At 53.1% G+C, this 15,690-nt stretch carries 15 protein-coding genes and 2 pseudogenes; 9 read left to right on the forward strand and 8 right to left on the reverse strand.

Features of this window, described 5'->3' with window-relative positions:
* Positions 1 to 31: 31 nt before the first annotated feature.
* The 6 genes from E3E29_RS08205 to E3E29_RS08230 all read left to right on the forward strand — a co-directional run bounded on the left by E3E29_RS08205 (position 32) and on the right by E3E29_RS08230 (position 6,733).
* Complete coding sequence (locus E3E29_RS08205) at positions 32 to 376, forward strand: hypothetical protein (protein ID WP_342764693.1); 345 nt, start codon at positions 32 to 34, stop codon at positions 374 to 376.
* A 132-nt stretch (positions 377 to 508) separates the two neighbouring features.
* Positions 509 to 2,503: an IGHMBP2 family helicase gene (locus E3E29_RS08210; protein ID WP_167910494.1), complete on the forward strand. Its 1,995-nt coding sequence runs from the start codon at positions 509 to 511 to the stop codon at positions 2,501 to 2,503.
* Positions 2,504 to 2,879: 376 nt separating this feature from the next.
* On the forward strand, positions 2,880 to 3,626 hold the full coding sequence (locus tag E3E29_RS08215) for an ATPase domain-containing protein (protein WP_167910495.1): 747 nt from the start codon (positions 2,880 to 2,882) through the stop codon (positions 3,624 to 3,626).
* A gap of 15 nt (positions 3,627 to 3,641) precedes the next feature.
* Entirely contained in the window at positions 3,642 to 4,370 is a 729-nt protein-coding gene (locus E3E29_RS08220; RefSeq protein ID WP_167910496.1) for an RAD55 family ATPase, read from the forward strand.
* Between the two features lie 63 nt (positions 4,371 to 4,433).
* A complete protein-coding gene (locus E3E29_RS08225) occupies positions 4,434 to 5,612 on the forward strand; it encodes a hypothetical protein (protein ID WP_167910497.1) in 1,179 nt (392 codons plus the stop codon).
* Positions 5,594 to 6,733 (forward strand): tripartite tricarboxylate transporter permease, encoded by a 1,140-nt coding sequence (locus E3E29_RS08230; RefSeq protein WP_167910498.1) that lies wholly within the window; start codon positions 5,594 to 5,596, stop codon positions 6,731 to 6,733. The genes E3E29_RS08225 and E3E29_RS08230 overlap by 19 nt, the downstream gene beginning before the upstream one ends.
* A 34-nt stretch (positions 6,734 to 6,767) precedes the next feature.
* Here E3E29_RS08230 and E3E29_RS08235 read toward each other — a convergent pair whose 3' ends face one another.
* On the reverse strand, positions 6,768 to 7,076 hold the full coding sequence (locus E3E29_RS08235; protein WP_167910499.1) for a DUF5748 family protein: 309 nt from the start codon (positions 7,074 to 7,076) through the stop codon (positions 6,768 to 6,770).
* A 148-nt stretch (positions 7,077 to 7,224) separates the two neighbouring features.
* Here E3E29_RS08235 and E3E29_RS08240 point away from each other — a divergent pair, with 148 nt between their 5' ends.
* Positions 7,225 to 8,415, forward strand: coding sequence for a class I SAM-dependent rRNA methyltransferase (locus E3E29_RS08240; protein ID WP_167910598.1), 1,191 nt, complete (start codon positions 7,225 to 7,227; stop codon positions 8,413 to 8,415).
* Between the two features lie 80 nt (positions 8,416 to 8,495).
* On the opposite strand, the gene E3E29_RS08245 is transcribed toward E3E29_RS08240, so the two are convergent.
* The 3 genes and pseudogenes from E3E29_RS08245 to E3E29_RS08260 all read right to left on the reverse strand — a co-directional run.
* On the reverse strand, positions 8,496 to 9,239 hold the full coding sequence (locus E3E29_RS08245; RefSeq protein ID WP_167910500.1) for an RlmF-related methyltransferase: 744 nt from the start codon (positions 9,237 to 9,239) through the stop codon (positions 8,496 to 8,498).
* 43 nt (positions 9,240 to 9,282) lie between these two features.
* A pseudogene (locus E3E29_RS12090) lies at positions 9,283 to 9,689 on the reverse strand (serpin family protein).
* Positions 9,640 to 10,239, reverse strand: a pseudogene (locus E3E29_RS08260) (serpin family protein); the annotation flags it as partial. The pseudogenes E3E29_RS12090 and E3E29_RS08260, both read right to left, overlap by 50 nt.
* A gap of 41 nt (positions 10,240 to 10,280) precedes the next feature.
* Here E3E29_RS08260 and E3E29_RS08265 point away from each other — a divergent pair.
* Positions 10,281 to 10,427 carry a hypothetical protein gene (locus tag E3E29_RS08265; RefSeq protein ID WP_167910504.1) on the forward strand — a complete coding sequence of 49 codons (147 nt, stop codon included), beginning with the start codon at positions 10,281 to 10,283 and terminating at the stop codon, positions 10,425 to 10,427.
* A gap of 126 nt (positions 10,428 to 10,553) precedes the next feature.
* Here E3E29_RS08265 and E3E29_RS08270 read toward each other — a convergent pair whose 3' ends face one another.
* The gene (locus E3E29_RS08270) at positions 10,554 to 11,819 is read right to left on the reverse strand and encodes a M20 family metallo-hydrolase (RefSeq protein ID WP_167910599.1); all 1,266 of its coding nucleotides are present in this window, start codon (positions 11,817 to 11,819) and stop codon (positions 10,554 to 10,556) included.
* Positions 11,820 to 11,929: 110 nt separating this feature from the next.
* Here E3E29_RS08270 and E3E29_RS08275 point away from each other — a divergent pair, with 110 nt between their 5' ends.
* On the forward strand, positions 11,930 to 12,745 hold the full coding sequence (locus E3E29_RS08275; RefSeq protein ID WP_167910505.1) for an MBL fold metallo-hydrolase: 816 nt from the start codon (positions 11,930 to 11,932) through the stop codon (positions 12,743 to 12,745).
* Here the strand turns inward: E3E29_RS08275 and glmM are convergent.
* The 3 genes from glmM to E3E29_RS08290 are packed head-to-tail and all read right to left on the reverse strand — an operon-like array spanning position 12,732 to position 15,675.
* Positions 12,732 to 14,093 carry a phosphoglucosamine mutase gene (gene glmM / locus E3E29_RS08280; protein ID WP_167910506.1) on the reverse strand — a complete coding sequence of 454 codons (1,362 nt, stop codon included), beginning with the start codon at positions 14,091 to 14,093 and terminating at the stop codon, positions 12,732 to 12,734. The two genes, E3E29_RS08275 and glmM, sit on opposite strands and share 14 nt — an antisense overlap.
* A 29-nt stretch (positions 14,094 to 14,122) precedes the next feature.
* Positions 14,123 to 14,524 (reverse strand): UPF0146 family protein, encoded by a 402-nt coding sequence (locus tag E3E29_RS08285; protein WP_167910507.1) that lies wholly within the window; start codon positions 14,522 to 14,524, stop codon positions 14,123 to 14,125.
* 32 nt (positions 14,525 to 14,556) lie between these two features.
* Positions 14,557 to 15,675, reverse strand: a complete 1,119-nt coding sequence (locus E3E29_RS08290) for an ABC transporter ATP-binding protein (protein ID WP_167910508.1) — start codon at positions 15,673 to 15,675, stop codon at positions 14,557 to 14,559.
* Positions 15,676 to 15,690: the final 15 nt, after the last annotated feature.

The raw sequence follows: 15,690 nt of genomic DNA on the forward strand, positions 1-15,690 counted from the left end.
GCTCATTTTGGTGCGGTGATGTCCATGATGAGTGAAGGCGAAATCGCAAGGAAGGCCCCCAGAAAGCTTGAAAGGGGGGAGGGAGAAACCGTTCGTTAGGGAGAGCTCGGAGGAGCTTTTGTTCGATGTGCTAAAGGAGGGTCTTTTCTGGGCCGCACTCGGCCGTCCGTCTGAGGTCATGCCGTTTTTGAGGGGCAAGCTTTTGGGCAACGGTTTCAGCCCGAAGGCGAAGGAAGAACTCCAGTGGCTGCTCGACCAGCTTGAGAGGTACTACGACCACGTCTCCAGGGCCGGAGTCGTCGAGGAGAAGCACCTGAGGGCAGTGAAATCTTTCTACCGCGACATAGTCGTTGTTCTGTCGATGGGGAGGGCTTAGCTTTTTAACCCCTCTCTCCAACTCTCTCCGGGATGATGAGGGAAGTTTCGTCCGAGCGGTGAGGAAACTCGCATGGGCTGACCACCCTCAACTCTTTTAAGAGCCCCCTCCGTTCCAAATCCGGGGAAGAAAATGGGCGAAAAAGAGGAGAGGCTTTCAAAGTTCATCTCCAGCCTGAAGATTCTAATCGAGATGGAGAGAAAGGCCGAGGTAGAGGCCATGAAGCTTGAGATGAGGCGCCTCAGTGGTAGGGAGAGAGAAAAAGTCGGGAGGGCTGTTCTCGGCCTCAACGGGAAGGTAATCGGCGAGGAACTCGGCTATTTTCTCGTTAGGTACGGAAGAGATAGGGAGATAAAGACGGAGATAAGCGTAGGTGACCTCGTCGTTATAAGCAAACGCGACCCGCTCAAGAGCGACCTCGTGGGAACCGTTGTGGAAAAGGGGAAACGCTTCCTCACGGTTGCCCTCGAAACGGTTCCAGAGTGGGCGCTTAAGGGCGTCAGGATTGACCTCTATGCCAACGACATAACCTTCAAGCGCTGGATGGAGAATCTCGACAGCCTCAGGGAGAGCGGGAGGAGAGCCCTTGAGCTTTACCTCGGCCTAATGGAGCCGGAGGAGAGCGAATTTGTTGAGTTCCAGCCCTTTGACGAGAGCCTGAACGCGAGCCAGAGAAGGGCCATATCGAAGGCCCTTGGAAGTAAAGATTTCTTCCTCGTCCACGGACCGTTCGGAACAGGAAAGACGAGAACCCTGGTGGAGCTGATAAGGCAAGAAGTTGAGAGAGGGCATAAGGTTCTCGCAACTGCCGAGAGCAACGTGGCAGTTGACAATATCGTCGAGAGGCTGGTGGATTCAGGGCTTAAGGTAGTCAGGGTCGGCCACCCGAGCAGGGTCTCCAAGGCCCTTCATGAGACGACGTTAGCTTATCTCATTACTCAGCACGACCTCTACGCCGAGCTTAGGGAGCTCAGGGTTATCGGCGAGAACCTCAAGGATAAGAGGGACACCTTCACAAAGCCCGCCCCAAAATACAGAAGGGGCCTGAGCGACGGGGAGATTCTGAGGCTGGCAAATAAAGGCATCGGAACGAGGGGAGTTCCAGCGAGGCTCATCAGGGAGATGGCAGAGTGGATTAAGATAAACCGGCAGGTTCAGAAGACCGTCGACGACGCTAAGAAGCTTGAAGAAAGAATATCAAGGGAAATAACTAAGGAAGCGGACGTCGTGTTCACCACCAACGCCTCTTCCGGCCTGGACGTCGTGGATTACGGGGAATACGACGTGGCTGTGATAGATGAGGCCACTCAGGCAACGATTCCAAGCGTCCTCATCCCGATAAACAGGGCGAAGCGCTTCGTGCTGGCGGGAGACCACAGACAGCTACCGCCGACGATACTGAGCGAGAAGGCCAAAGAGCTGTCAAAGACGCTCTTCGAGGGCCTCATCGAACGCTATCCGGAGAAGAGTGAAATGCTCAGGGTCCAGTACAGGATGAACGAAAAACTGATGGAGTTCCCGAGTAGGGAGTTCTACGATGGAAAAATAGAAGCCCATGAGAGCGTAAGGAACATTACGCTGGCGAATCTTGGGGTTAGTGAGCCCGAGTTCGGAAACTTCTGGGACGAAGCCCTTAAGCCCGAAAACGTGCTGGTCTTCATTGACACCTCAAAGATGGAAGATCGCCTCGAGAGGCAGAGGCACGGTAGTGACAGCAGGGAGAACCCACTTGAGGCGAAGCTAGTCTCTGAATCCACTGAGAAGCTCCTCGAAATGGGCGTGAACCCCGACTGGATAGGTGTAATCACTCCCTACGACGACCAGAGGGACTTGATAAGCTCTATGGGTGAAGAAGGGGTCGAGGTCAAAACGGTCGACGGTTACCAGGGGAGGGAGAAGGAAGTTATCATACTCTCCTTTGTCCGCTCCAACAAAAGGGAGGAGCTTGGCTTTCTGAAGGATTTAAGGAGGCTGAACGTGTCCCTCACGAGGGCAAGGAGAAAGCTTATAGCCGTTGGGGATTCGTCCACGCTCTCGAACCATCCAACTTACAGGAGGTTTATAGAGTTCGTGAACTCAGAGGGGAAGATAATTAGAGCTGAGGAGTTAGAAAATGTGCAAGGATAGACAACCTATCAGAAAGATGCAGAAGAAACACGATTAACATCAGGCATAAGTGATATCTCCAAAAAACTTTTGAATATACCACAACAAAAATGGGTAGAAACGTGTCTCACTTCCAAAACATAGAAAAGAGCGGAAAGCACAGAAAAAGAACATAAACGAGCAAACCCCTCTGATCAAAAGGCAACGAAACTCCAACTCTGGTTGATATGCATTCGCCGGCGAACTGGAACTTCAAATGCCAAATAGCGGGAGCATAGCGGCATTAGAGAAACATAGAGAACTCGAAAAGTTTATATCCTCAATGTCCAAAAAGGTTAATAGAATTATAAAAGTAAGCTCAACACAGTACTTAATCGGTAGTGTGAAGGTGATCCCTATGCCCAAGTATGTGGTTGAACGTGTGAAAACCGGGATTCCCGGTCTAGATGATCTCCTTAACGGAGGTTTTCCCAAGGGCACTACTGTACTAGTGACTGGTCCCACCGGTACTGGAAAGACCACTTTTGCCGTCCAGTTTGTCTACCGCGGTGCCGAGCTCTACGATGAACCGGGCGTGATAGTCACCCTTGAGGAGAGGGCCCAGGATCTCAGGCGCGAGATGCTCAGCTTTGGATGGGACCTTGAAAAATATGAGCGCGAGGGTAAAATTGCTATAGTAGATGGGGTAAGTTCAATCGTGGGGTTACCCTCTGAGGAAAAGTTTGCTCTGGAAGACGGCCTAAACGTTGAAGGTTTTCTTAGGTATGTGTACAGGGTGGTCAAAAGCATAAACGCAAAGCGTCTAGTTGTCGACTCAATTCCATCGATAGCCATACGCCTCAAGGAGGAGAATGACATAAGGGAGGTTCTCCTCAGGCTCAACACGATACTCCTCGAAATGGGTGTAACCTCAATCCTGACGACTGAGGCAGAGGATCCAAAGAGCGGCAAGATAAGCAAGTACGGTGTCGAAGAGTTTGTTTCGAGGGGCGTCATCCTTCTCGACTTGATAGAGAAGGACGTTGAGCTGAAGAGGTACCTCCTCATAAGGAAAATGAGGGAGACAAAGCATGCTATGAAAAAATACCCCTTTGAGATAACGGAGGATGGAATAACAGTCTATCCAAGCGGAGAAATCTACTGAACGCGGTGATAAAGCGTGCAGATTGAGAGAGTCTCCACAGGCATCATTGATTCCCTTATCCAGGGGGGGATCCCCTCCGGGAGTGTGGTTCTCGTTATAGGTGACCCCAAATCGGGCAAGACGACTTTTCAGACCCAGTTCCTTTACAACCAGGTTGTGATGGGTGGGATTCCAGGCCTAGCGATCCTTGTGGACATGCCCAAAAAGGAGTTCCTAAACTTTTCGAAAGATTTTGGGTGGGACTTCTCACCTGTTCTCGATGAGTTCCTCTACCTTGTGGATGCATACTCCCACAGGATAAAGAGCGCCCCCAAGTTCTCCTTCTCTGAGGATGTCATAATAGACGCCTCCAACCCATTCCAGATATCCAAGTTCATCCGCGACACCACGACGGGGCTTGTCTCAAGCGGACACAGCGGCCAGCTCGTGGGGATAATAACCTCAATAACGCCCCTCTTCTTTGAGAGCAACATCGTGGACATATACAAGTTCCTTGAGGAACTCAAAGACATCGCCCACAGGTACAACCAGGTGTGGCTCATAGAGGTCAACAGCGGAATCGAGAGGGCCCAAGTTGAGAACACCGTGAAGGCAATAGTTGACGGCATCGTTGAGATGAGAATGTTCGAAGAGGGGAGAACCCTCAGGCGCTACATACGTGTCTATGGCATGAGACGCACAGCGCACTCACTCTCCTGGTTCCCCTACGAGATAACCCCCACAGGGATAGTACTCAGGGGATGAACGTTCGGAATCCAAATTCCCAGTTCCAAAAAATTTTTAAGCGTTTTTCAGTTACTATAGCTAATGATGAGAAAAGCACACTTTCCACTGGTACTAATCAGCATGGCCCTACTCTCCGCAATACTCCTGATGCAGAGCCACCCAGAGGAAGGACAGGGGACTTTCGAAGGCGTGTGCGTCAGAAGTTCCAGCACGTACTCCCTCCTCTTCAACGGGTCAAAGCTCCTTTTTCTCCCAGAAAAGCTCGATATTGGCACAGCATACAGAGTAACCGGACTCATAAAGAAAGATGAAAACGGACTAAAGGTCTCTGGGAGATTTAAAGTGAAACCCCTAAAAGGGCCTACTGGATGGATGGAAGCCATCAACGGCTCCTACTGGGAAAGGGGGAGCGGTGCATACCTACTGACTCCGGCGTGGGTTAAACTGGCGAGAGAAATAAACGTGGAGAAGGGAAGCAGCATCTTAATCTGGGGAGTCCAGTACGGTTCAGCGTTTTATCCCTCCGATTATGTTGTCATCTCCAGACCCACAGGGATGTTCCGAGACGGCTTTCCAGTGCTCGTTAGGGGTGTCATCCTGGAGAGCTCCAAAGAGACCGTTCTGTGGGACGGGGGGAGGAGGATTTACCTCCATCTTCAGTATGGGGAAAAGCTCACTCCGGGAAGTACCGTTTGGGTTCTCGGAAGGGCCAGGGTTTCATACAGACTTGAACTCTACGTTGATTCCATGGAGGATGTCAGATACCTTGGAATGCCCAGGACAGTCAAAGGAAAAGCCCCCCAGACAGGAGAGCTCGTTAACATGAGCTGTATCGTAACTGGGGTGCTGAGGACTGGGCTCAGGCTCAACTGCACGGACTTCAAGTTGAAAGGATTCCAGGCCAGAGCGGGGGACAGGGTCAGCTTTATTGCGATCCGAGATGGGACTGGCCTGCGATGCATTAACTGCACTGTCTCCACTCCTCGGGAGTTTCTTCTGAACTCCATATGCAACTTCAGCGAGGGCAATTTTGCAAGGATTTCCGGGAAAGTGGAGTGGATGAAAAGGTACAGGAGCGGCTTCGGAATAGCCAACATGAGCAACGGGAAATGCTGGGTTCTGTTGAAGCTCCCGAAATCGCTGGGCGTGGACGTTGAGGGGGGAGAGAACATCACAGCCTACGGAGGGTTCACCCTCTACAGAGGGGAACCGGCTTTCAGCGTTGAGTCGGGGGATGACGTTTGTTCCGGGAGATGCTGAAGGGTCTCCTCATGGGCACCCTAACCGGGATGACCCCGGGAATACATGTTAACACCCTCGCGGAGCTGGGGGTAACCTCATCTTTTCCCGCGCTGTTCGCCATGGGGCTCACGCATACGTTCCTGGATGCCATACCCGCCGCGTTCATGGGGGTTCCCGACGACGGGTCCGCACTCTCGCTCCTGCCCGCCCATCGGCTCATCCTACAAGGTAAAGGCAGGGAGGTTGTAGAGGTCGCGATGTGGGCGAGCTTCCTGGCGGTGGTTTTCTCGATCCCCCTCTCGTACGTATACCGAGTAATAGCTCCAATGTACCGACCGGAGTTCGGGGTCGCTGCGGTGGTGCTTCTAGCCGCAATCTTGATACTGGGAGAAAAGAAAGGAAAGAGGACAAAAGCCCTCGCGATTTTCCTGGTTTCAGGGATACTTGGGTTCGCAGTTTTCCACAATGGGAGCCTGAATGAACCCTTTTACCATCTGTTCACGGGACTCTTTGGAATACCAGTTCTCATAACCGCCTCCAGTTCCTCCCCACCATCACAGAAAAAAGGATACGGCTCCGTATTCCCCGTGGACATTTGGAGATTCTCATTTATCGGGACGATCCTAGGGATGGTGGCGTCGCTCGTCCCCACGATGACGGCTTCAATGGCGGCCTCCCTGGCAGTTTCAGCTTCCGAAGGAGAGAGGCCGTTCCTGGCAGTCGTTTACTCGGTTAACACTTCCAACTTCCTCTTTGGGGTGATCAACTACCACCTCACAGGTAGGACAAGGAATGGTGTGGCCGTTGCCATGAAAGCGGCAGGTATAGACGCCGTATCAACCCCCGAAATTCTGTTAATGGGCGTATTAGTCGGGGTTCTTGCTATGATGGTAGGTTTTGTCGCGGGAGAAGGGATGGTACGGGCGTTGAGTAAGGTAAACTACAGGGTTCTCAACGCCACCACCTTCGTCCTCCTCTTAGCACTCTCCATGAAGTTCGATGGAATTTATGGCCTCTGGGTCATTCTAGCCGCTGCGGGTATAGGTTACACCGCTCAGGAGTGGGGTGTAAGGAGAACGAGCTGCATGGGGGTTCTAATGCTTCCAATAATATTTGAGGGCATTGTTCCAGCACTGTGAGGAAAGAAGAGACTAATGAAAGGAGGAACGGAGCTCAGGAGCCCTGCTCCTTAACTATGCGCTGGAACTCAGAATAATCCGTAACTATCCTCTTGCCATCAAGAGTCTCAAAGTAAACCTTCTTTATCTTAATGGGCCTGGCCCCCGTGTACTTCATCTCGGGCGGGTCGTACGAGCCCGGCTCAACGACCTCGTCCTCGATAACGTACGTATCTAGGTCGGGCTGGCCGATATATTTCCAAACCTCATAGAAAACCTCCGGGTCGAGGTGAATCTCCCCCTCAATTTCCGTCCAGTCTGCCCCAATGTCTTCCAGAAACTCCTTGACCACGTCGAAGTGCATAGAATCACCCCTCATTATGTTGGGACTCGAAGGTTAAATACCTATCGCTATGTAGTTTTGAAATAGTTGAAAGCTATACCTTATCTTGCCGGACCTCCAAGCCGGACAACCTTTTAAACCCCCTAACCTAACCGGTCCGGTGGTGAGAATGGCGAAGATAATAGTCGACGCCCAGGCCGCGAGGGCCATAGGGAAGGGCGCGATGATAGTCTTCAAAAAAGGCGTGGTGAGAACGGAGGGCGAGATAACCCCCGGGGATATCGCCGAAGTTTACACGCGAGGGGGCAAGTTCCTGGGGAAAGGCTTCATCAATCCAAACTCCAACATAATGGTCAGGCTGATAACCCAGGACGAGAAGACAGAGGTGAACAAGGAGCTCTTCCACGAGAGGATACGAAAGGCCAACGAATACCGTAAGAAGGTTCTCGGCTACGATAAAGCCTATCGCATGGTCTACGGTGAGGCTGACTACCTTCCTGGCCTCATAGTGGACCGCTTCAACGAGATAGCCTCCCTTCAGATTTCCAGCGTTGGAATGGAGAGGTTCAAGCTCGACGTCGCGGAGGCCATAATGGAGGCCGAACCTGAGATAGAGACCGTCTTTGAGAAGAACACCGGCAGGAGCAGGAGAAGGGAGGGCCTCCCTGAGGTTGAGCGCGTCCTCCTCGGAAAGGAGAAGTACCGAACGATAATTAAGGAGGGCAAGGCGAGGTTCCTCGTGGACATGCGCGGTCAGAAAACGGGCTTCTTCCTCGACCAGAGGGAGAACAGGATAGCCCTCGAGAAGTACGTCAAGCCGGGCATGAGGGTTTTAGACGTCTTCACATACACCGGCGGCTTTGCAATCCACGCCGCGGTCGCAGGGGCAGATGAGGTAGTCACCGTCGACAAGTCCCCCTGGGCCATCGACATGGTGAGGGAGAACGCGAAGCTGAACGGCGTGGGGGACCGGATGAAGTACATTGTAGGCTCGGCCTTCCCGGTCATGGAAGAGATGATAAAGGAGGGGGAGAAGTTCGACATCGTCATCCTCGATCCCCCTGCCTTCGTCCAGCACGAAAAGGACCTCAAGAGGGGTTTAAGAGCATACTTCAACGTGAACTACGCCGGCCTTCAGCTCGTAAAGGAAGGTGGAATACTCGTTACGGCGTCCTGCTCCCAGCACGTTGATATGCAGGCCTTCAAGGACATGGTGATTGCAGCTGCCGCCAAAGCTGGCAAGTTCCTGAAGCTCCTGGAACCCTACAGAACCCAGGCGCCGGACCACCCGATACTCATGGCTTCAAAAGATACGGAATATCTCAAGGCCCTCTTCCTCTACGTGGAGGACATGAAATAATGGTTTATGCGTTGGGACGATGAGGAGAATGCACCTCCACTGAACCCGGCAGTTCGTGATGAGAAAAAGGGTCTGAGTCCCTAAATGTCTAAAATCAGGCTGTGCCTCCACCGTGTTCCCACTTTAAATTTAATGTCTCTGATGGAGTAGCCAAGCTCTTCCCCCTTTTCCACTATGGCCCTTATCAGTGGCTCCTTGTCTGGGAGGAAGAGGGCAACTTTCCCTTTTGGGTTCAGGTAGTCGATAGACTCTTCAATCAACCTCACGGAAAACGCTTCGCCGTACTTTCCTCCACCCACGCCTTCCCTCTCGGTCAAAACACCCCTCGTCGGGGCCTCGTAGTAGGGAGGTGCAGAGAAAATGACGTCAAACCTCTCACCTTCAGACATGACACCTCTGATGATTCCACCGTTGCTCTTGATGAGTCTAACCTTTGCCCCGTTCCTCTCGATATTCCTCCTGGCGTATTCAAAGAGCTCCTCGTCGAGCTCCGTCGCGGTGACGTCGCAGTTGAAGAGCTTCTCCGCCATGAGGGCCATCATCGCAGTGTGCCCGGTTCCAATTTCAAGGACGTTCTCTCCTCCACTAAGAAAAGTCTTCAGGAAAAGGTAACGAGAGACCGGGGTTGTGACGAGGCCTTTTGGGTGATACTCTATATCCAGCCCGAAGACGGCCTTGGCTATAGTCCTGTTGTAGAGCATCCTCGCTTTCCTGTTCGAGAAGTCGAGTCTTCCCCGTTCGTCGAGGTATTTCCCCAGCTCAGGAAAGAGCTTGACGGCCTCTTTAACTGGCAGTCCGAGCTTTCCGTCCTTCCATGTCGACATGGAAAAAGTTGAGAGAGGGGTTTAAAAGCTCACCCCTTGGGGTTCACCAAGCACCCCATAAAGAGCACCGTCTCGGTTTCTCTGTCGTAGATGAAGAAGATGAGCGGGGGTTTGCATCGAAGACCTTAGGCTTCTCCCCAGAGGGAGGGGCCGCGGCGGATATTACGACGGCAGTCGCCGCGGCAGCCTCGGTTCCGTTCTCGGCCACGCTGATGAAGCTCTTATGGACAACCTGGCTCACGGCTAGAGGCTCATCGGAGACTCCAGAGAGATCAGCATCGGTGAAGGCGCTCTTCATTCCATGTCCATAAGAACGTCCCTGAGTTTGTACGATGCCTCGAACTGGAATTTAAGAATCGTCACAGCTACTTTCTCCAGCTTGAGGCTTCTAACAACCCCATCAAGGAACCGAGGTGTCAGGTTCGCTTCCAGTTCCCCAAGACCGTTCATCTTCTTTGGCAGGATGATCCCATGGAGAGCCTCTCTCCTTCGTAGGGCATCTCAAGGGTCTGGAAGGAGTTCCTCTCAGCGTAGTCGAAGAGGTCAACCCCTTCATGAACGGAACTACAACCCCCCTCACGTCGGGGAGGAAGAAGGTGTCGTTGTGGGTCGCAGAGGGGTCAAAGCGGTGGCTCCAGTTGGCCTTGAAGTAGATCGCATTGGTCAGGACGAGCCTCGTGTCAGGGCTTAACCCGCTGACAAGGTTATTAATCCTGCCGTTGGTCTTCTCCTCGGCCCAGCGGTTTATCTTGTTCTCCGCCTCTCCAGGGTTGCTCCGAAAATCAACGATGTGAAGTTCCCCAAGGTAATATGTCTCTATCCTCTCAACGCAATCTTTTTTGATCGGATAACCTCCTGAACCCAGAGGGCGTTGGCCGTGGAGAGAACGTGGGGTGTATCGTTTGAGGTAAGGGGCAGGAGGAGAGAGCGGGAAGCCGTTGAGCCTAAGGCTCTCGTTTTCGGGAAGGTGGAGGACGCCCGCCATCTCCTCTGCCCTCGTGCCTCTTGCCCCCCCTCATAGACCATCGCCAGGCGGTTTCGATGCTAAAGGACGAGAAGAAGATGCTGGTCTCGTTCTTCGCCAGCTCACGGTATAGGTCGAGGGTGAAGGCGTTTATTGAACTGTTTATAGAAGTCGCCCGGTTTTCGGCTTCATGCCTCTCGTATCCAGATGTGCCGGAGGTATAAGAATTCTAGGGGGGGATGATACGCAACCGCTACCCAAAATAATGACTGAAAGGAGAAGCACAGAGATTACCTAAGTGCCGGAGATCACTCTTTTTGAGGGAAGAAACTCCAAAGAAGAAGGGAAAGTCAGAGAAGCGCCAGAGCTGCCATGACCTTCGCGTCATCCACCATGTTGTCTATCTTGGCGTACTCGTTGGGCTGGTGAGCCATCTCGTCCAGTGTGGCCCAGACCACCGCCGGAATTCCAAGTCTCCGGAAGAAGGCCGCGAATGTTCCGCCGCCTATTCCTCCAACTACTGCCTCTTTGCCCCTCAGTTTCTTCAGTGCTTTCCTCAGGAGAACCACTATCTCGCTGTTCGGATCCGTTGGAGGAGCGGCATCGCCACGCTGGAGAATCTCAACCTCTACCTCAGGCAGGACCTTACCGTCGAGTTCCTTCTTATGTCTCTCCTTGACTTCCTCAGCAAGAGCGCTCACGTCGTTCAACACATCATCGAGGCTGTACTCCGGAAGGACACGGCAGTCGAAGACGATCTCGTGTTCACCTGGCGCTATGTTCGGGCTGTCTGCGGGATTTCTGACCATGGTCGGCTCGAAGGTGCTCTCCGGCGGGTCGAAGAGTTCATCTTTCTCTCCGTACTTCTCGTGGAGGAGTTTGTCGAGGTGGTAGGCCAGGTCGAGGGCAACCCTATGGGCGTTCAATCCCTTGTCGGGCATGCTCGCGTGGACCTGCCTCCCCCTAACCTTCAGCTTAAACCAGAGGATGCTCTTCTCCGCAACCTCGATGAATGTGCCCTCTTCATTTCCGCCGTCGGGAACCAAGACGAGGTCGTCCTTCCTGAATAGCTCTGGATGGTTCTTTACAAGCCACTCAACACCGTAGTGGCTTCCGGTCTCCTCATCGCTGACGAAGGCCAGGATTACCGTCCTCTTCGGTCTTATTCCGAGGTTCATCATGGCCTTAACAGCGTAGAGAGAGGCAACGAGGCTCTGTCCGTTGTCCTCGCTTCCCCTGCCGTAGACCTTTCCGTCCCTGACAAGGGGCTTGAAAGGCTCGGTAACCGTCCACTTGCTCAGGTCTCCGGGCGGGACGACGTCCATGTGAGTTAGAATCCAGAGGCGCGGGCTCTTATCCCCCTCCTGGCCGTGGTAGTACGCCAGGATACTCGGCCTCACACCGTTCTTTGCCCTCTCGTCAGGAGCTTCGTAGACCTCAACCTTGTCGAAGGGCCAGTCCTTTATTATCTCAAGCAGCTTCTGCGCCTTGTCGTATTCACCTTCGTGGCCATAGTCCGGACTTATCGCGGGGATTTTGATGAGTTCGGAGAGGGTTTCCACCATCTCGTCCCTGAGCCCTTCAACTTCCTTTGTAACAGTTTCAAGTTCAACCATTAGGATCACCGAATAAGCATCAACACAAGAGCTTAAACCTTTTGCGGGCAACCTTTTATATACTCCCCCCCTACTTATCCCGTCCGCAGAAGGGAAGGAGGTGTGTTGGTTTGATAGAGATAACCTTCCTCGGGAGCGGGGGCGGGCGATTCATCACAATAACGCAGTTCCGCTCCACGGGGGGATTCCACATAGCGGCGAGCAAGAACATCCATGTTGACCCAGGACCGGGAGCACTTATCAGGAGCTGGCGCTACAAGCTCGACCCGCGAAAGCTCGACGCGATATTCGTTTCCCACAGGCACGTCGACCACTGCAACGACCTTGAGATAATGGTCGAGGCCATGACGGGGGGGGCACTGAAAAAGAGGGGCTCGCTGATAGCCTCAAAGAGTGTTGTCTACGGCGACGAAAATCACACGCCGGCGATAAGCAAATACCACCTAGACGTTCTTGAGAGCGTTCACATCCCCGAACCGGGCAGTAAGATACCGGTTGGAGAGGAGGAGCTCCTGATAACCCCGTGCCAGCACTCGGATCCAACAACCATAGGATTCAAGATGAAGACCAAACTCGGTGATATATCATACATCCCAGACACGGCATATTTCGAGGACCTCATCCGCTGGCACGACGGGGCGAGGATTCTGATAGCGGCGATAACGCGGCCAAGGGACATGGGGATTCCGTACCACCTGAGCACCGACGACGCCGTTGAGCTCCTGAAGGGTATGAAAAAGAAGCCCGAAGTTCTGGTGCTCAACCACATAGGGATGAAGATGCACTTCGCCAACCCGTACAAGGAGGCAAAGTACATAGAGACGGTGACCGGTGTGAAGACCTACGTCGCCAAAGAGGGCTTTAAGGTAATGGTGGACAAAAAGGAGATAGCGGTGAGAACGCTGAGACCCGCTAGGTTCGTCTGACCTTTTTCATTTCCCCCACAATTTTCAAGACGGTTCTGAAGGCCATCTCAAACAGCTCGTCCCTCCTCCTCTCCGTCGGTCCCTCGACGACGACCCTTATCTTCGGTTCGGTTCCACTGGGTCTCACCAAAACCCAAGAGCCGTCCGTGAGGTTGAAGCGGAAACCTGAGATCGTGAGAATTTCCTTTATCTCGTTTTTCAGCTTCTCTTCAAGGATTTTCCCGGATCTCTTAATGACTTCCTCCTTAAGCTTGTCAGGGCACGGGACGTTCTTCTTTTTGAGGTAGTACGTTGGAATTTCCTTCACGAGCTCATTGAGGGGCCCTCTCTCGTCTATGAGCTTTATAAGCAGGCCCATCGTCACGAAGCTGTCAATCCAGGGGCCGAACTTCGGGTGAACGAACTTCCAGGGTTCTGCGGCGAAGATTGCGTTGTACTTCTTTATCCCATCGTGAGGCTGACCGAGCGGGACACGGTAAACCTTCCCCCCCTCTCCCTCGACGACGCTGTCTATCCTTGAGCCCGTGTTAATCGAGGTGACAACGACACCCCCGCCGTGCTCCTCAACGTAGAGCTTGGCGAAGAGCGCTATTAGAGTGTCCTCATCGACGTAGTTTCCCCTCTCATCGAAGACCGCTATCCTATCAGCATCCCCGTCCTGAGCTACCGCCAGATCAACGCCCAGCTCCCTCACCAGCTTCCCAAGGTAGGCAATGTTCTCGTAGCGGGGCTCTGGCTTCCTGCCCGGAAAGTGACCATCAACGTGAGAGTTGACGCTGAAGACTTTAGCCCCCATCTCCCGGAGAAGGTACGGGGCAAGCACGCTGCCGCTCCCGTTGGCACCGTCGTAAAGCACTTTAAGGCTGGTTTCATGGTTCACGAAGTCGAGAACTGCATCTATGTAGTTGGGGATAACCTCCACGGTCTTGACGGGTTTTATCTCATCCCACCTGGCTCTCTTGAAGTCCCCGGAGGAAACTACCTTCTCAAGCTCCCCCTCCTGCTCGACGTAGAACTCGGTTCCGTCACCGTTGAAGACCTTTATGCCGTTGTCCATTGGGGGATTATGGGAAGCGGTTATCATAACCCCCGCATTGGCAAGCTCCTTAGTGACCCACGCCAGGGTGGGAGTTGGTATTAGATCAGCATCGAGAACCTCCATTCCGGTACTCAGAAGGCCGGATATTATGGCGCTTTTCAGCATAACGCTCGAAGTCCTGCCGTCCCTCGCGACGAGGGCCTTTCCGCTTCTGTAGGTTCCGATTGCCATGCCCACTTTCATGGCCAGCTCGGGGGTGACCTTTTCCCAGAGGGTGCCGCGAATGCCCGCGGTTCCGAAGAGCTTCATACCACCACCATAGGGAGTTGAGCGGTCCCTTAAATACCTTTAGCGTATACCGGCAGTCCTCTGTAGTTCACGAGCTTCATCCCCCGCGGCATGGTGTCGCCGGCCAGCGGCAGAATGAAAAGGGGTAGTTTGAGCCTGTCACTTAAGGAGATGATTGGCACTAATATCTCAGGTGTAGGCCTAACCGCGTAGAGCGCAACGGCGCCCCTATAAAGTTCCCGCCTCGGGTTGAAGATGTCATCCTGGAATGCATCTATTCCCGCTCTTATGGCGGCTCTGACGGATTCCTCGTTCCAGTCCACGGCGAGCACGTCAAAACCGAGCTCCTTCAGTCTAAGGGCGACCTTGAACTGGAAGCCGATTCCAAGCTCAACTATTTTTCCCTTTGGAACTTTACTGGATATGAAGTCCGCGAAGTCCTCAACAGGCATGTGAAAAAAATAGTAAGGGGGCTTAAAAAGCTTCAGAAGATTGCCTTTCCGGTTCCCTTGTCGAAGACGTGAACCTTCTTCATGTCGAAGACGACATCCACCTCCTGCCCCTCCTGAACCCTCGACTCCGCAGGGAACTTGCCAGTGAAGGTTATACCCCCCACGCTCAGGTGCACGACCTTCTCCCCACCGAGGTTCTCGACAATCTCCACCATCGCCATGACCATGTTCTCCCCCGGAACCTTCACCTGGGCGAAGAGGGCGTCATAAACGTCCTCCGGCCTAATGCCAAAGATGACTTCCCTGCCGACGAGGTTCTTCTCTTGAAGGACTTCAAACTGGTCCGGCAGGAATTTAAGCTTGAACTCCCCGAAGTCGGCAAAACCATCCTCCGTAACGGTCGCATCCATGAAATTCATGGGCGGTGAGCCTATGAAGCCAGCAACGAAAGTGTTCGCAGGCTTATCATAAACCTCGTTTGGCGTGCCAACCTGCTGGAGCTCACCGTAGTTAATAACCGCAATCCTGTCACCCATCGTCATGGCCTCAACCTGGTCATGGGTGACGTAAATGGTCGTAACCCCAAGCTGTCTCTGGAGCTTCCTCAGCTCGGCGCGCATTTTAACCCTGAGTTTGGCGTCGAGGTTTGAGAGCGGCTCGTCCATGAGGAAGACCTGGGGTTTTCTCACAATAGCCCTACCAAGGGCCACACGCTGCCTCTGGCCACCGGAGAGTTCCCGGGGCTTTCTTTTCAGGAGTTCGCTGAGGCCGAGCATTTCCGCGACTTCCCTCACGCGCTTGTCAATTTCATCCTTTGGAACCTTCCTGAGCTTAAGTGGGAAGGCTATGTTGTCGTAGACAGTCATATGGGGATAGAGAGCGTAGCTCTGGAAGACCATTGCAATGTCCCTATCCTTGGGCGGGACGAAGACACCGTTCTCCGGATCAGCGACGAGGGTCTCCCCAACGTATATTTGGCCCTTAGTTGGTTCTTCTAATCCTGCTATCATTCTCAGTGTTGTCGTCTTTCCGCAGCCACTCGGCCCGAGGAGTATCATAAATTTCCCGTCCTTTATGTGGAGGTTCATGTCCTTAACCGCAGCTACCTCGCCAAACTTCTTCCACACGCTAATGAGTTTAACCTCAGCCATTAAAACACCCCCAAA

The organism is Thermococcus sp. Bubb.Bath (assembly GCF_012027595.1).
GTDB lineage: Archaea > Methanobacteriota_B > Thermococci > Thermococcales > Thermococcaceae > Thermococcus.

What these genes read in the sequence shown, in the direction of transcription:
- E3E29_RS08210 (WP_167910494.1), top strand. Translation starts at nt 509, where the DNA reads ATGGGCGAAAAAGAGGAGAGGCTTTCAAAGTTCATCTCCAGCCTGAAG.
- E3E29_RS08215 (WP_167910495.1), top strand. Translation starts at nt 2,880, where the DNA reads ATGCCCAAGTATGTGGTTGAACGTGTGAAAACCGGGATTCCCGGTCTA.
- E3E29_RS08225 (WP_167910497.1), top strand. Translation starts at nt 4,434, where the DNA reads ATGATGAGAAAAGCACACTTTCCACTGGTACTAATCAGCATGGCCCTA.
- E3E29_RS08235 (WP_167910499.1), bottom strand. Translation starts at nt 7,076, where the DNA reads ATGCACTTCGACGTGGTCAAGGAGTTTCTGGAAGACATTGGGGCAGAC.
- E3E29_RS08240 (WP_167910598.1), top strand. Translation starts at nt 7,225, where the DNA reads ATGGCGAAGATAATAGTCGACGCCCAGGCCGCGAGGGCCATAGGGAAG.
- E3E29_RS08245 (WP_167910500.1), bottom strand. Translation starts at nt 9,239, where the DNA reads ATGTCGACATGGAAGGACGGAAAGCTCGGACTGCCAGTTAAAGAGGCC.
- E3E29_RS08265 (WP_167910504.1), top strand. Translation starts at nt 10,281, where the DNA reads ATGCTAAAGGACGAGAAGAAGATGCTGGTCTCGTTCTTCGCCAGCTCA.
- E3E29_RS08270 (WP_167910599.1), bottom strand. Translation starts at nt 11,819, where the DNA reads ATGGTTGAACTTGAAACTGTTACAAAGGAAGTTGAAGGGCTCAGGGAC.
- glmM (WP_167910506.1), bottom strand. Translation starts at nt 14,093, where the DNA reads ATGAAGCTCTTCGGAACCGCGGGCATTCGCGGCACCCTCTGGGAAAAG.
- E3E29_RS08285 (WP_167910507.1), bottom strand. Translation starts at nt 14,524, where the DNA reads ATGCCTGTTGAGGACTTCGCGGACTTCATATCCAGTAAAGTTCCAAAG.
- E3E29_RS08290 (WP_167910508.1), bottom strand. Translation starts at nt 15,675, where the DNA reads ATGGCTGAGGTTAAACTCATTAGCGTGTGGAAGAAGTTTGGCGAGGTA.